The sequence below is a fragment of the Mesobacillus thioparans genome (genome assembly GCF_965138835.1).
Taxonomy (GTDB): domain Bacteria; phylum Bacillota; class Bacilli; order Bacillales; family Cytobacillaceae; genus Mesobacillus; species Mesobacillus thioparans.
This window is the reverse complement of sequence record NZ_CBCSFH010000004.1, coordinates 118,112-131,513: the sequence shown is the minus strand read 5'-3', so window position 1 is coordinate 131,513 and position 13,402 is coordinate 118,112. Positions and strand designations below refer to the sequence as shown.

Sequence of the window (13,402 nt, the reverse complement as noted above, 5' to 3'; positions counted from 1 at the left end):
AGGATATGTGCGTATTAACAGAAACATGGTGTCCAATGCCAGATGGTGTTTTATTGTCTACTTTAATTTGTCTGCCGAAAGAATATGGACCTTTTCCCGTAATTCTTACTAGAACACCATACAATAAAATTCGGTTCAAAGAAGAAGCGATGGCTTGGGCTTCAAGAGGATTTGCATTTGTTGCTCAAGATGTAAGAGGTAAATTTATGTCTGATGGAGAATGGGTGCCATACAAAAATGAAGGGAAAGATGGATTAAACACTCTCCTATGGCTGCAAAAGCAAACATGGAGTGGTGAGCAAGTATTCCTAATAGGAGGATCCTATGGAGCATTCACTGCCTTTGCCCTTGCACAAAATGACTTTACAGGTTTAATCACTTCGCTAATTACAATGGTTCCAGCTATGGGATTGTTTGAAACAGCATTTGATCCCAGTGGTATATTCCATCTTTCCGATCGAGTTTGGTGGGATGGATCATTTGGCAGTTCAAAAGACAGTAAAGAGGAACTTCTATATAAGACTATATCAGAAGATCAAAGTCTCTTAATGCACATACCGGTCTCAACACTAAATCAGTTTTTTCCTATGGTGCTTTCTAATTGGAAGCGACTTTTTGACAAAAGTAACGTTGTCGAACAATTAAATTTAGCTAGAATAAAGCAACCGACAATGCATATTGGCGGATGGTTTGATCCATTTATTAAACAAACAATTGATAATTATGTAAAGCTATTACAAAAAAATAAAAATCAGACTATCATAATTGGCCCCTGGGAACATGAAATAAACAGAGATGTTAGTTTTGATATGCGTTATCCGGGTGGAAATATCCCATTGGGCGTTATAGAGGAAGACTGGTTAAAAAACTTAGGGAACTCTAGGTATCCAAAGGTCTTATTATATGTAACTGGAACGAATACATGGATTGCAACGGATTCTTGGCCCTCTGAAAATATTTCAAATGAAATAAAGTTATTAAGCGAGACCTCTTATTTAACGGGGAATGAGCAAAAAGAGAACCTATCTATTGAATACAATCCGGAAGTCCCTTGTCCTTCAAGAGAGTATCCGTCACGAAGGAATGATTTAGAACAGCGTAAGGATATGATTAACTTCACTTTAGAACCTTTCCAGAGCGATACTACAATAATGGGGCAGGTCAGAATAGAGCTTTATGTTCAGTCATCATCTCCTCAATCCGATTTCTTTGTCTATTTAACTGAAGTTCATTCACAAACAGGAGAATCAATTTACATTACTCATGGTGTTGCCAGGAGCTTACTGAATAATGAGGAAATTAAATTGATTTCAATAGAATGTAAACCCATCGCTCATACGATTAAAGCATCTAATCAACTTAGAATTTCTATCACAAACAGTTCATTCCCAAGATATTCAAGGAACTTAAATAAAATAGACTCGGATTACAGTAGTTCTTATGAAAAAGCAACTAACACAATATTTATAAACAGGGACTTTCCTTCTAATATAACTTTACCAAAAACTAATTTTCCAATAGAGAGGTACCAATATGAATTTTAAAACCGATTATAATGCCGTTGTAGATCCAAGAGTAGGGATTATAACAAGTCTTAATAAAACAACTTACTGTAACAGACTTCCCAAAAAAGCGGTTAGCTGGAATGCGTCAGTTTCTAATGGAAGTATCCTCAATGGAATGCAGTCAGATCGTATTGCTGGTGGTACTCACTTTGATAGTGATAAGGCGAAATATGCAGCAATCGGGGAAGCGATAGAACGTTATTCTGGAAATTATATTCAAAGAAACCTTATTAAGGGGAGTTATAACTCACTGAAGAGAAAAGGATATACTTTGTTAGATCCCATGCAGATTCCTTTATATTCTCACATGCAATATAAACAAAAAGGGTTTCCATTTATCCCAATGACCCGAGACTTGCCTATTGAATGGGTGGAGGGATACTCACTAACTCAAAGGCAAAATGTATGGATACCAGCCTCGCTAGTTTTTATTAACTACTATAATAAAGATCGGATAAAAACAGAACCACTAACAAATTTTGTAATTTTTTCTGGAGTGGCCTGTGGAAATACCATTGAGTCGTCCATAACCTCAGGTCTTCTAGAACTAATCGAGAGAGATGCAACCGCTATGTGGTGGGCGTGGCAGCCACATCTTAATGCTCTAGACATTAATTCTCATGAACAAATTAAAAGGTTGTTAGAGACAGAGGAGGAAGACACAGGAATCAGTTACAAAGTAATACCTTTAAACACTGATATTAATACTCCTGTAACTGGAGCTCTAATGATTGATTCACAACTTGATTTAAAGTTAATGGGGTTTTCTGCAAGGCATAGTCCAGTAGAATCTGTTCTTAAATCACTTGCTGAAACATTTCAGTTACACAATGTGGCTTCAAGTCTTCTTGATCCTTTCAGTCAGACTTGGCTTGCCGCAGAAGATGGGATATTAAATGATAAGGCTCTTACACATTATAGAAGGGATCGATCCTATAAAAAATCTTTCCGTGATGATTTTAGGGATATGGGTGACTTATTCCACAATTTACAATATTACCTTGATATATCAACCCATGAGAAGTTGAACTTCATCACGAATGCTAAAGAAGTAAATTCCTCATTTTTTGAAGGGAATTACAACCGTGGTTTTGATGAGATTTTAAAAAATTTAAATGACTTAGACTTAGAGTGTTTATATGTTGATATAACTACATCTGATATAAAAGAGGTTGGCCTGCATGTTACAAGAACATTAGTACCTGGCTTAATTCCTAATGCACCTACCGCATTCCCTTTTCTTGGTCCAGATAGATTGTATAAAGTACCTAAAAAACTTGGTTGGGAAACTAACAAAGAAATTAATCTCTACCCTTTACCCCATAGCTAAAAATTAGGAGGTATGATTATGTCCTTTCATTTTGAAAATATACAAATTAACCATATAACCAGAAGCTTTAATAAGAAATCTGTAATCTCGCTAGAGGAAGGTAATTTATATTTTATTAATAAAGGCATTGTCTATTTATGGGAAATAAGTGCAGATGGTAATCAGGTTTTAGTGGATATCTATGGAGAAGGTGGGGTTATTGAAATCCCAAAGAGTTCTTCTGCACTTTTTGAACTAAGAGTTGAAGATTTTTCAGAAATCTCTTTTTTAAATTGGGAAAGTATAGAGAAAAATACCAACCTGACAATCAATATATTAAATCGACTTCGAAAAAATTCATTAAGGATCCAGCAGCTTAATATTATGCAAAGGAAAAGATTAGTGGAAGAAAGAGTTATTAATTTCTTGATGTATCTATGTAAAGAATTTAGTGAAAAATCAGATAACAATAGAATAATCACCTTACCAATTACACATGAAGAAATTGCCTGTACCGTTTTGTCCACTCGTGCGACAGTCACAAAAGTTCTAAATCAATTGAAAAAAGAAAACAAAATATCTTACATTCGCCGGGATGGTAAAAGGCTCATTGAAGTGAATGAGTACCTTTTTCAAGACGAGATGGCTGATTCATTAATTTCATAAGTAAGGAGTAGAGAATATTGAAAAATAAAAACTTTAGTTTGGTTAAACTCGTAATAGCAAATTTAGTTAGCTCTCTTGGAATTGGCATAACTATGATTTCCATTCCTTGGTTTCTAATAAACAAACAAAATGGTGATCAACTCTATGGATACTTAATGTTTTTGGTTACTTTCCTTACATTTTTTTCTTCACCTTACGTAGGGGTACTTTTAGATCGTTTTTCGAGAAAAAAAATATTCCTAATTCTAGAGGGAGCAAGCTGTATAGCAGCTGGCTTATTGGGTTTAGTTCAGTGGCTTTATTCAACATCCACTTCCATATGGATTATAGTTTTGGTTTATATAATTGGATCATTGTATTATAACTTCTTTTATCAGACGAGATTTGCTTTTGTACAAGAAGCATTTAAAACAGAAGAGTACAAAAAAGTTAATAATGCGCTCGAAGTACAAGGGCAAATCTCAATATTGTTAATTGGTGGAGTTACGACGCTTCTATTAGATAAAGTCAATTTATACCATCTTCTTTTCTTTAACTTTATAACCTATTTAATAGGATTTGTACTGATAAGTATGATTCCGTATCAATTTGTTAAAAGAGAATCACTTGTAACAAAAAAATCAGTCGTTAGTGATTTAAGAGAAGGACTTCAATTTTTTAGAACAAGTCCTTTGTTTACATTATTTTTAATATGTTCCTTCTTTCCCTTTTTAGTTTCATTAATTGCAAATTATTTACACCCGGTTTATATTGTTAAAGTTTTAAATGCAGATGCTTCCATACTTGGCTTACTGAGTATTTACTCTGCCATCGGAGCTCTAGTAGCGGGAGTAGGTATACCAATCCTATCGAAGAAATTAAAAGATTTTACCTTATTAAAAATTTCAATGATAGCTCTATCAGGTTTGTTTGGCACACTTATTTTTGTGAAGAGTACCTTTCTTTTCTTAATAGTATTAAGTGTTATCAGTATATTTACTACTTGGAACATTATTACCAGGAATACAATTCTTATGAGTAAAATCCCTTCAGAATTAATGGGAAGAACAAATGCTTATTTATCAGCATTTGGTACAGTTATCCGTCTAATGTTAATTGGTCTATTTACAGTATTAAATGGATCGTTTAGTATACTCTATTCTTTCTTCGTCTTAACTATTATTTTTATTTTGGCATTTGCTGGATTATATGTCAGTAAAGCTTCTATAGAAGATACTACGATTGGCCAAGAAAAAAATATGAAAGAAATTTATCCGAAAGGTGTTCTATAACACAACCCAGCTGTTTACAAGCAGGTAATATAAAGCTATCAAAAACATTTTGATAAGGTTGATAAAGTGAAAAACACTTTAAAGGAGGTGAAAAACATGGAGAACCAGGAATTGCTGATCGGTGAGGAAAACAAAAAGGTTGAAGAAGTAACGGATATTAAAACGAACATGNTAANNTGCCACCATGCGTTAGTCCACAACCCATTCGTNTGGGAAAATGACGAAAAATAAATNNTGNAAACACTCTCTTTAAANGAGGTGAAAAACATGGAGAATCAGGAATTGCTGATCGGTGAGGAAAACAAAAAGGTTGAAGAAGTAACGGATATTAAAACGAACATGGTAACTTGTCACCATGCGTTAGTCCACAACCCATTCGTATGGGAAAATGACGAAAAATAATTACTGGAGGTTATTAAAAATGGAAGAGTTAAAGCTGGATGACTTTCTAAAAGAAGTAGCCAAGGAAAAAATCAGCAGCGAGCAGTTGGAATTAGCATCTGCAGCTATTAAATGGTAAGGAGGATCTNAATATGGAAGAGTTAAAGCTGGATGACTTTCTAAAAGAAGTAGCCAAGGAAAAAATCAGCAGCGAGCAATTAGAGCTTGCCTCCGCTGCTGTTAAATGGTAAAAATGTTCATTTCATTGTAAAAAATATCAATAGACCGGTGTTGCCGCACCGGTTTATTTTCATAAGAGGTGATAACATGGATCAAGCTGTCAGTATTAAAGAAATACAATTAAATATAGAAAATAATTTGATATCTTTTTCTGCAGTTAATCAACTGTATACAATCTGTAAGGAAATAGTACCTTCAGCTATTTTTGCCGAGATTGAAAGTCAATATGCTGGTGACATTTCAAGGGTCCTTTATTATTACGGCAATGAGATCAGTAATCCTGAATACCGTAATATTCTTGCTACCCTGGAGATACAGGCTATAACTTTACGTTTAAGTAGACATCATATCAAACGAGCAAGGGTTATTAATAACATTGCGAATTTTTTTAAAGATATTTTAGCATATATCTCCCTTGGAAACAATGAAATTGTAGAATTAAGAATAAATAATGCAGAATTTATAGATAGACCTTCTATGATGATTATTAATCTCATCAACAGATTATCCTCCAATCACAACTTCTCTATACGATTAATTTATAATCGGGAAGTTTCAGAAGATAATTCTCTATCGTCTCAACTGCTAAAAACAAGACTTCAGTTATGTAAAGCTATTGCTTTAAGACAAGAGAAACCTAGTCAAATTGAATTAAAGGAATCTGATTTTTCCTTAAAAGATGCCTCCTATAACGAAATTGTTTTAAATGCAAGCTTAATTGAACAAAACTTTGAGTTATCAATCCTGATTTTAAATAAACTCCTCAAGGATCATGATCCCTTTATTTCTAAACAGTTATCTTATCGATATCTTGGAGTTATAGAAGCCAATCTAGGCCAATATGATAATGCTATTGAATTTTTAAACAAGGCCATAGATAGCAGTGAATCTGTTTTGGAAACCTGTTGTAATAAATATATAAAATCGTTATGTCTTACTAAAAGAAAACAGAATATAAGTGAATCCTTACAACTATTGGAAGAGGCAATAACACTTATTAATACCCAATGGGAAGACACTCCAGAGTTCAAGCATGAAAAAGCTTGGTTAATAAATGGATTGAGCCTGGCAAAAACAATTCGAGCTAGCAAACTCCCTAAGAAGGAAAAAGAAAAAGAGCTGCAAGAAATCATAAAACATGAAATAGAAGCATACACACTGCTTAAAAATGAAACTAATTTACGAATCGCTTATTTGAAATTTAATTTGTTAGCCAATATTGCTTTTTTATTAGAAATCCTTAATGAATATGAAAAAGCCATAGACTTTTGGAAGAGAGCATTTGGTCCCCTCTTAAATGATGGAGAGTATAACGATGCAGAAAAAGCTTTAAGTTACCGAATAGGGCTACTATATATAAAATTAGGTGACCTAAATAAGGCTAGCGAATACCTTGAGAGAGCTAATAACCTTTCTAATATAGAAAAAAATGAATTTCATTTGTTGAATATATATTTTGCTCAAGGTTTCTTAGAAGCAAAAAAGCAACAATATTCTGCAGCTGAAGATTTCTTTATAAAGGGTCGAACTCTATCTGGAGATCTTAAAGATTTCCAAACAGAAGAAGAGTTTAAGGAAGCTTTATCACAACTTAACACCAACTTAGAAATATCTAGATTTCCACATATAAAGCTAAGGTCTTATGTACCTTATATTGATTTGTCATTTGTACCGGAAATAGATTTAAATAAAGCTTTAACTCATAAGGGAGGGGAAAAAATTGTTAGCGGTTAGTAGTTATAATGAGCTAGATATAGCAGTTTCCAAAATTATAGAAAAGTTTAGTTTAAACCAACACGAAGCATCCTATGATCCAGAAAAGTTTTATCAGTATTTATCAGTTTTAGAAAAAGACTTTTTTGTACCCAAAACGAGTATTACAAAAATAGTATCACGACTTTTATTTGCAATTGGATCAACTTCACCAAAAGTTATGGTAGGGGCTGGAATATACACTGGTCATGCAATGGCCTGGATAGCGGGAGATCAGTATTTTAAAAAGGATTCTGCTAGATCGATTATAGGTTTAGACATTGATAAGGAAGCTATAGAAAAAGCCCAGGAAAATTTCAATAAAATAGGTACTCTAAACGTTGCATGTCTTAATGAAGACGCCATATCGTGGATAAAGAATTATCAAGGGGAAATTGATCTTCTCTATATCGATATTGATACATTAGAAGATGGTAAGAAGTGTTATATAGATGTATTGAAAGCAGCCTATCCAAAATTAAAGTCAAATGCACTTGTGATTGCACATGATATTAATGAAGAGAAGTTTAAAAATGATTTAGTCCCTTATATAGATTTTACAAGCAATAAAAACTTTTTCAGGAAGAATTATAACTTGAATGTTGATCAATATGGATTATCTGTGGCACAAAAGATATAGGGGGGGAATTATATGAACGATTTTTTTTCTCAAGTAATTAGATTAGATTATGGGGAGCCATCTTTTCCTCCCCCTAAAGAAGTAAAATCAGAGGCAATTAAATATATAACCAATGGTTACTGTGAATATGAGGAACCTAGTGGAAACGGAGCCTTACGGCATCTTATTACATTACAGACACATCCTGAAATAAATAGTGAGCAGATTGTTATTACTTCGGGCGGACTAATGGCTCTAAATAGTGTTATTAGTGCATTATCGAAAAAAGGTATAAAGAATGTTTACTTTCCAGACCCAGGGTTTCCTCCTTATCAGGAGATGGACAGAATCTCTAATATTAATCTAATACCATACAAATATGATACTAAAGAAGTCTTCTTAAATAGTCTTTCAAGGTACACAGATAAAGAAAAGGCAGCTTTTATCATTACTTCTCCAAACAACCCAAATGGATTGGTGCTTTCTAATAGCGAATGGGATTTGATCTTTGAGAAGTTACGTGATCATTACATTATAGTCGATGACTCTTTTGTGAATTTTCTATTCTCTGATGATGATACATCTCTAAAATTAGGAGAAAATGTTTTTAGGGTTTTTAGTTTTTCAAAAACTTATTCGATGGCAGATTTTAGAGTTGGCTATATTATTACTCCAAATAGTGAATGGGCCAAAAATATCAGTGAGTATATATGGAATTTTCAACTTAGTACAAGTACGGTTAGCCAACGTGCAGCAATTGGTGCATTAAGAGCCAAAAGCGAATATTTGGACGAAAGTCGTAATTTTGTTTTGAAAAATATGCTGACAGCTATCAAGGAGCTAAAATTAAAAGGAATAGATGCCAAGTTACCAGCTGGAGGATTCTTTTTATGGATTGATATAAGGAAAACCGGTCTTTCCTCTATAGAGTTTGTGGATATATGCAGGGAAAGTTATTATGTATCAGTCATGCCAGGAAGCGCATTTGGAAGTAGTGGAGAAGGATTTATTAGAATTAACTGTGCAACAGAATCAATTTCTCTTAAAGAAGGCATTAAAAGATTTATTCATTGTTATGAGGAGAGATTAAATGAAAATGAAAGAATCTTATTATAAGCTTTTTAAACAAAAAGATTTCTCACTTTTATTTAGTGGGAGATTTTTTACAATGTGCGGCTATATCTTCTTTGGTACTGAATTAATTTGGATGACAATGAAAATAACAAACAATTCAGCAACATACTTATCCTTGATGGCTATAGCAGAGACTTTACCATTTTTAGTGCTTGGTATTTATGGCGGTATAAAAGCAGATACTTGGAACAGAAAAAGGATGATTATATACTCGGATCTTGTAAAACTTCCATTGATTTTTATAACACCTATTTTGTACCTAAATAATATTTTAAATTTCTGGATACTTTTAATAATAGCTATTTTGGTATCTAGCTTAGACTGTTTCTCAGAACCAGCATTCCGTTCTATCCTTCCTGATCTTGTGAGAAAAAAACAATTAAAGTCTGCCAATGCTCTTCTTGATACCATTCAACGGGGGACTTCTATTGTTGTTCCGATGACATTTGCCATTTTTTTAAAGTTGTTTAGTGAGATTCATTTATTTACATTGGCGGGGATTTGTTATTCGATAGCTGTATTTTCACATATTTTGTTGCAATACACTCATAAGAAAGTAATTTCTACGCACAAAAACTCAAACACACTCTATCACTTAAAAGAAACATTCTCCTTTCTTAAAGTAAATAAAGTGGTTTTACTTCCAATTTTAGGATCTTCTCTTGCTATTCTAATTAATACTGGGATCTGGAGGATTGGCTTACCAATTTTATTAAAAGAAGAGTTTAAAGTCGATATCTCCATTTATGGCATTATTATGGGAATAGTTGGTGGTGTATCTCTTGTTACCTCTTTCAGCTTAGGTTTGATCGAGAATTACAAGAACTACATTATATTTACTCTCGGGTTATTTTTTTGGGGGTTAGGGCTTTCCATAATAGGATTTGCTCCTCATACAAATTTATTATTCATTTATTTTGCGGCTGCTTCAATCGGTATAGGGCAGGCTGCACAAGGGTTAACCAGACTGTTAATCATACAAGAAAATGTTCCATCGGAAAAACTAGGTACAATTTATAGTACTTCTTCTACCATGAACTATGTTAGTGATACAGTATCGATGGCAGTTATTAGTCCAATTATTAGTTTCATTGGGATATTTTCAATTTTTTCCACTGGTGGAATAGGTTTAATGCTTTTTGCAGTATTTGGGTTGATTTTCTACAAAAAAGGAATGACTAAGGGAGATTTTTTAATTAAGAGCAAACAATTCCTTCAAAAAGGATAAAGAAAAAAGACCATTTTGGTCTTTTTTTATGTTGTAAGGACATTGTGTACTTTTAACTTTGGAAGGATTTTTTCAGAAAACCGCTCCATTTGTTGTTTTATATCAGATGGGCCGACAAAATTGACAATTCCTAGTGTTAAGCCTAATTTTCTATATTCATTTAGTATTTTTAGAATTTCTGCTGATGTCCCTCTCAATACAGGGAAGTTTTCTTGCAAATCATAGTTTTGAATAGGTGTTAAATCCGGATCCGTTAAAGAAATCCAAAAAAGCATCCCTTTTTCTTGGTTAGAATTTGTGTTTGGTTTTGTTTCTTTTTTAAATGAGTCTAATGGACAAAAATAAGAGAGATAATTTTCGAACTGGTTATTGGTAATTTTTAAAGACTTCGTTGCTATCCAAAAAGGAATGTTTTTTTGATATGGAGGAGGGGAAACAATCCCTTTATCCAGCCCCTTACTTTCAATAAAACCTTTTTTTAAGATGCTTTGTATAGTGTGGATCTTAGAATGGAAATATTTGTCTTTTTCTTTTTGGTTCATCCCAAAATAATTAAGTTCCAATCCGCGATCTCCGTAGCCGAAGCCTATATCTAATCTGCCTTTTGATAACTGGTCAATGGTTGCTATTTGCTTTGCAGTAATAATTTCATCCCTGCATAAGGTTGACAAAACTGCACTTCCTAACCGAATGTTTTTTGTTATTCCGGCTAAATAAGATAAATAAGTCATGATCTCATATCCAGTTCCAATATCCGTTGAATCAGTGGGTGTCATAATGATATCTCTAACCCAAATTCCATGGTAACCCATGAAATCAGCTAAAGTTATAAGCTCTTCTTGGTGTTCGTGTTTTAAACTATGATGGTCAAGTGGCAACATCAAACTGATATTTAGATTATTTTGTAATAGCTGCATTGTCATTCAAATCACCTCTTTTTAGCTATCAAGATTCTGACATTTGCTTCTTCAATAAAGGAATCGTTAGTAAGGTTGAATTCTAAAACAGCTTGATATAATTGTTCTTTCTGTGCAATTGGTAAGAAATGAAGCTCCCTTTCAATAAGGAAGTTAATGAATTCTTTATAATTTTTATGTTCGATTGTATAAGTGAGAGGAATCTCAATAATATTTGGGAAGAATTGTTTTAATAAGACTCGATAATTATTTATGGGAGACTCATTAATAGATTGTTTATCTAACCCCAAGTAATCATATAGAATATTTTTTATTTTTATATACAGATGTTCAGGACCAAAATTGTCCCACAAGGAAATAATCATCTCACCATCTGCAGAAAGAGAATTCTCTATTGCCTGTAAAAGTTTTTTTGTTTTATTTATATACATAAATCCAAAGCTGCAAAAGATTATGTCTGTCTTTGGAAAAGAGTATTTCTCCACATCACTACATATCCAAGTAATGTCATCTTCACTGGTGTTTTTTAGTGATTTTATAAGAGTAGGATCATTATCTATTCCAACCACTGAATGAATGTTATCATAATTTATTCTTAACATCTTAGGGATAAAACCTGTGCCAGTGCATAAGTCTAATGCTTTAGTGTAATTTTGAATGTTAGAAATCTCGATCATTTTATTAGATACATCTTCGTGCAACCTAAGCCACTGTTCTTTTACTACTTCCATTAACACTTCCCGCCTTCTCTTGTTTACTATTATCGTACCTATAAAGAAATCATCTAATCTGTGTTCTGCAACACCGATTTATAAATAATAAAAATATAAGATTATGATAAATTCAGTTAACTAGGAGGGAAGGCAAGTGTTGACTACTAAAGCAGATAAATTTAATTCTCTAATTTCTGGAGATACATTTTTTTTAGGAAATGCAAATTTTAATTTTCATACTAATGGAGCTGAAAATTCTAGTTTTTCAATACCGATGGGTACCTTTTTTTTCAAAGATGAAAATGGAGATTGCTATGTTCAGAGTGGATCAGGAAAATTATTTAAAGTGAATACAAAGAATAAAGGTTTGGAAGAAATTTGGGAATTTCTTGATGATGGGATACTCATAGAAGATCATGAAATTAGGAGTGAACTGATTAGTGTTCTTAAGTCATTAGTTGATGTCGAAGTGGTTGAAGAGGTATTTTCTTCTCAAAATTTATCTGTAGTTATTAATCAAAACTCTACTGGTTTATTTAAGGATCTTGGTATTGAACCCACTTCGCGTGAGCAGCAAGAAATTTTGTTAGCCTGTTCTGCCTTTTTTAACTATTCTTATTTTAAAGAAATAAGTGAACAAGCTAAGCATAATAGTTCTTTATGGATTCCAGTTTTTTTTGACGGAATTAATCTTAGGGTAGGACCTGTTTTTGGTGGAACTATCTGTTTCAATTGTTATGAAAAGCGAATGTTAGCAGCAAGTCGAGATGTCGATTTAACTAAATCGGTATGGCAAGCACTAGAAAATAAAATCACACCACAGGGTCTGTTACCTAAAGAACAATTAAATTGGTTAAAAAATAATCTGACTCTATTAATAGAAGATATCTCGCAGTTACCATTAATGAATCACTATTTATTTAAAAATCAGCTGTCTTTGAATTTTTCCACCAAAGAAAAAAAATTATCTAGAATACTTTCAGTTCCTGGATGTGGCTGTGATAAACAGGAGGCTGGGTTATGACCGATGTCAAACTACTGGGTATCCTTGGAAGTATGAGCAAGGACTCAACTACTGAAAAAGCCTTAGTTCGTACTATGAAGGCAGCTCAATATAGAGGAGCAGATACTGAAATTTTTGACTTGAGAGAGTGTTATTTACCCTTTAGGGATGGTAGATCGGATCAAACTACTTATCCAGATTCAGTTCATACTTTAAGAGAAAAGGTATTGCAGTCAGACGGAGTGATATTTGCCTCTCCTGAGTATAATGGTAGTTACTCAGCAATCATTAAAAATGCCCTTGATTACCTGGGTCCAGATTACTTACGAGGAAAAGTTGTGGGTGTTCTAGGGGTAGCAGGAGATACCTCTGCTTCAAATACTGTTTACCATTTACAAACAATTTTATTGAGATGCGGATGCTGGGTATTGCCAAAGCATGTACAAATACCCTTTAGTCATCAAGTCTTTTCAGAAACAGATAAGAATCAAAGCGACAGATATAATGATATATTAGATGCTCTAGGTATCGATATGGCAAGAAGTGCCTACATATTTAAGAATATTTCAATTGGGAAAACAAAAAGTTGATATCTTTCCAAGAA

The 13,402-nt window shown here is 33.2% G+C and carries 12 protein-coding genes; 10 read left to right on the top strand and 2 right to left on the bottom strand.

Going from position 1 to position 13,402, the window contains the following annotated elements:
- Positions 1 to 5 precede the first annotated feature (5 nt).
- The 8 genes from ACNAZ4_RS09235 to ACNAZ4_RS09200 all read left to right on the top strand — a co-directional run bounded on the left by ACNAZ4_RS09235 (position 6) and on the right by ACNAZ4_RS09200 (position 10,165).
- Positions 6 to 1,544 (top strand): CocE/NonD family hydrolase, encoded by a 1,539-nt coding sequence (locus ACNAZ4_RS09235; RefSeq protein ID WP_415813993.1) that lies wholly within the window; start codon positions 6 to 8, stop codon positions 1,542 to 1,544.
- Positions 1,534 to 2,895, top strand: a complete 1,362-nt coding sequence (locus tag ACNAZ4_RS09230; protein ID WP_415813992.1) for a YcaO-like family protein — start codon at positions 1,534 to 1,536, stop codon at positions 2,893 to 2,895. Before ACNAZ4_RS09235 ends, ACNAZ4_RS09230 begins: the two co-directional genes overlap by 11 nt.
- 18 nt (positions 2,896 to 2,913) lie before the next feature.
- Positions 2,914 to 3,540 (top strand): Crp/Fnr family transcriptional regulator, encoded by a 627-nt coding sequence (locus tag ACNAZ4_RS09225; protein WP_415813990.1) that lies wholly within the window; start codon positions 2,914 to 2,916, stop codon positions 3,538 to 3,540.
- A gap of 17 nt (positions 3,541 to 3,557) precedes the next feature.
- Positions 3,558 to 4,811, top strand: coding sequence for an MFS transporter (locus ACNAZ4_RS09220; protein WP_415813989.1), 1,254 nt, complete (start codon positions 3,558 to 3,560; stop codon positions 4,809 to 4,811).
- Between the two features lie 708 nt (positions 4,812 to 5,519).
- Entirely contained in the window at positions 5,520 to 7,166 is a 1,647-nt protein-coding gene (locus ACNAZ4_RS09215) for a hypothetical protein (RefSeq protein ID WP_415813988.1), read from the top strand.
- The gene (locus ACNAZ4_RS09210; RefSeq protein ID WP_415813987.1) at positions 7,153 to 7,824 is read left to right on the top strand and encodes a class I SAM-dependent methyltransferase; all 672 of its coding nucleotides are present in this window, start codon (positions 7,153 to 7,155) and stop codon (positions 7,822 to 7,824) included. Before ACNAZ4_RS09215 ends, ACNAZ4_RS09210 begins: the two co-directional genes overlap by 14 nt.
- 12 nt (positions 7,825 to 7,836) lie before the next feature.
- A complete protein-coding gene (locus ACNAZ4_RS09205) occupies positions 7,837 to 8,919 on the top strand; it encodes a pyridoxal phosphate-dependent aminotransferase (RefSeq protein ID WP_415813986.1) in 1,083 nt (360 codons plus the stop codon).
- Entirely contained in the window at positions 8,894 to 10,165 is a 1,272-nt protein-coding gene (locus tag ACNAZ4_RS09200; protein WP_415813985.1) for an MFS transporter, read from the top strand. Before ACNAZ4_RS09205 ends, ACNAZ4_RS09200 begins: the two co-directional genes overlap by 26 nt.
- A gap of 26 nt (positions 10,166 to 10,191) precedes the next feature.
- Here ACNAZ4_RS09200 and ACNAZ4_RS09195 read toward each other — a convergent pair whose 3' ends face one another.
- Together ACNAZ4_RS09195 and ACNAZ4_RS09190 are read right to left on the bottom strand one after the other, a co-directional pair.
- On the bottom strand, positions 10,192 to 11,088 hold the full coding sequence (locus tag ACNAZ4_RS09195; protein ID WP_415813984.1) for an LLM class flavin-dependent oxidoreductase: 897 nt from the start codon (positions 11,086 to 11,088) through the stop codon (positions 10,192 to 10,194).
- 5 nt (positions 11,089 to 11,093) lie between these two features.
- Positions 11,094 to 11,813: a class I SAM-dependent methyltransferase gene (locus tag ACNAZ4_RS09190; RefSeq protein WP_415813983.1), complete on the bottom strand. Its 720-nt coding sequence runs from the start codon at positions 11,811 to 11,813 to the stop codon at positions 11,094 to 11,096.
- Positions 11,814 to 11,949: 136 nt separating this feature from the next.
- On the opposite strand from ACNAZ4_RS09190, the gene ACNAZ4_RS09185 reads away from it, so the two are divergent.
- Positions 11,950 to 12,819 (top strand): hypothetical protein, encoded by an 870-nt coding sequence (locus ACNAZ4_RS09185; protein WP_415813982.1) that lies wholly within the window; start codon positions 11,950 to 11,952, stop codon positions 12,817 to 12,819.
- Positions 12,816 to 13,388: an NADPH-dependent FMN reductase gene (locus ACNAZ4_RS09180; protein ID WP_415813980.1), complete on the top strand. Its 573-nt coding sequence runs from the start codon at positions 12,816 to 12,818 to the stop codon at positions 13,386 to 13,388. The genes ACNAZ4_RS09185 and ACNAZ4_RS09180 overlap by 4 nt, the downstream gene beginning before the upstream one ends.
- Positions 13,389 to 13,402: the final 14 nt, after the last annotated feature.

Excerpts from the sequence above, each read along its gene's own strand:
- ACNAZ4_RS09190 (WP_415813983.1), bottom strand. The coding sequence starts at position 11,813 with ATGGAAGTAGTAAAAGAACAGTGGCTTAGGTTGCACGAAGATGTATCT.
- ACNAZ4_RS09200 (WP_415813985.1), top strand. The coding sequence starts at position 8,894 with ATGAAAATGAAAGAATCTTATTATAAGCTTTTTAAACAAAAAGATTTC.
- ACNAZ4_RS09180 (WP_415813980.1), top strand. The coding sequence starts at position 12,816 with ATGACCGATGTCAAACTACTGGGTATCCTTGGAAGTATGAGCAAGGAC.
- ACNAZ4_RS09195 (WP_415813984.1), bottom strand. The coding sequence starts at position 11,088 with ATGACAATGCAGCTATTACAAAATAATCTAAATATCAGTTTGATGTTG.
- ACNAZ4_RS09235 (WP_415813993.1), top strand. The coding sequence starts at position 6 with ATGTGCGTATTAACAGAAACATGGTGTCCAATGCCAGATGGTGTTTTA.
- ACNAZ4_RS09215 (WP_415813988.1), top strand. The coding sequence starts at position 5,520 with ATGGATCAAGCTGTCAGTATTAAAGAAATACAATTAAATATAGAAAAT.
- ACNAZ4_RS09230 (WP_415813992.1), top strand. The coding sequence starts at position 1,534 with ATGAATTTTAAAACCGATTATAATGCCGTTGTAGATCCAAGAGTAGGG.
- ACNAZ4_RS09225 (WP_415813990.1), top strand. The coding sequence starts at position 2,914 with ATGTCCTTTCATTTTGAAAATATACAAATTAACCATATAACCAGAAGC.
- ACNAZ4_RS09205 (WP_415813986.1), top strand. The coding sequence starts at position 7,837 with ATGAACGATTTTTTTTCTCAAGTAATTAGATTAGATTATGGGGAGCCA.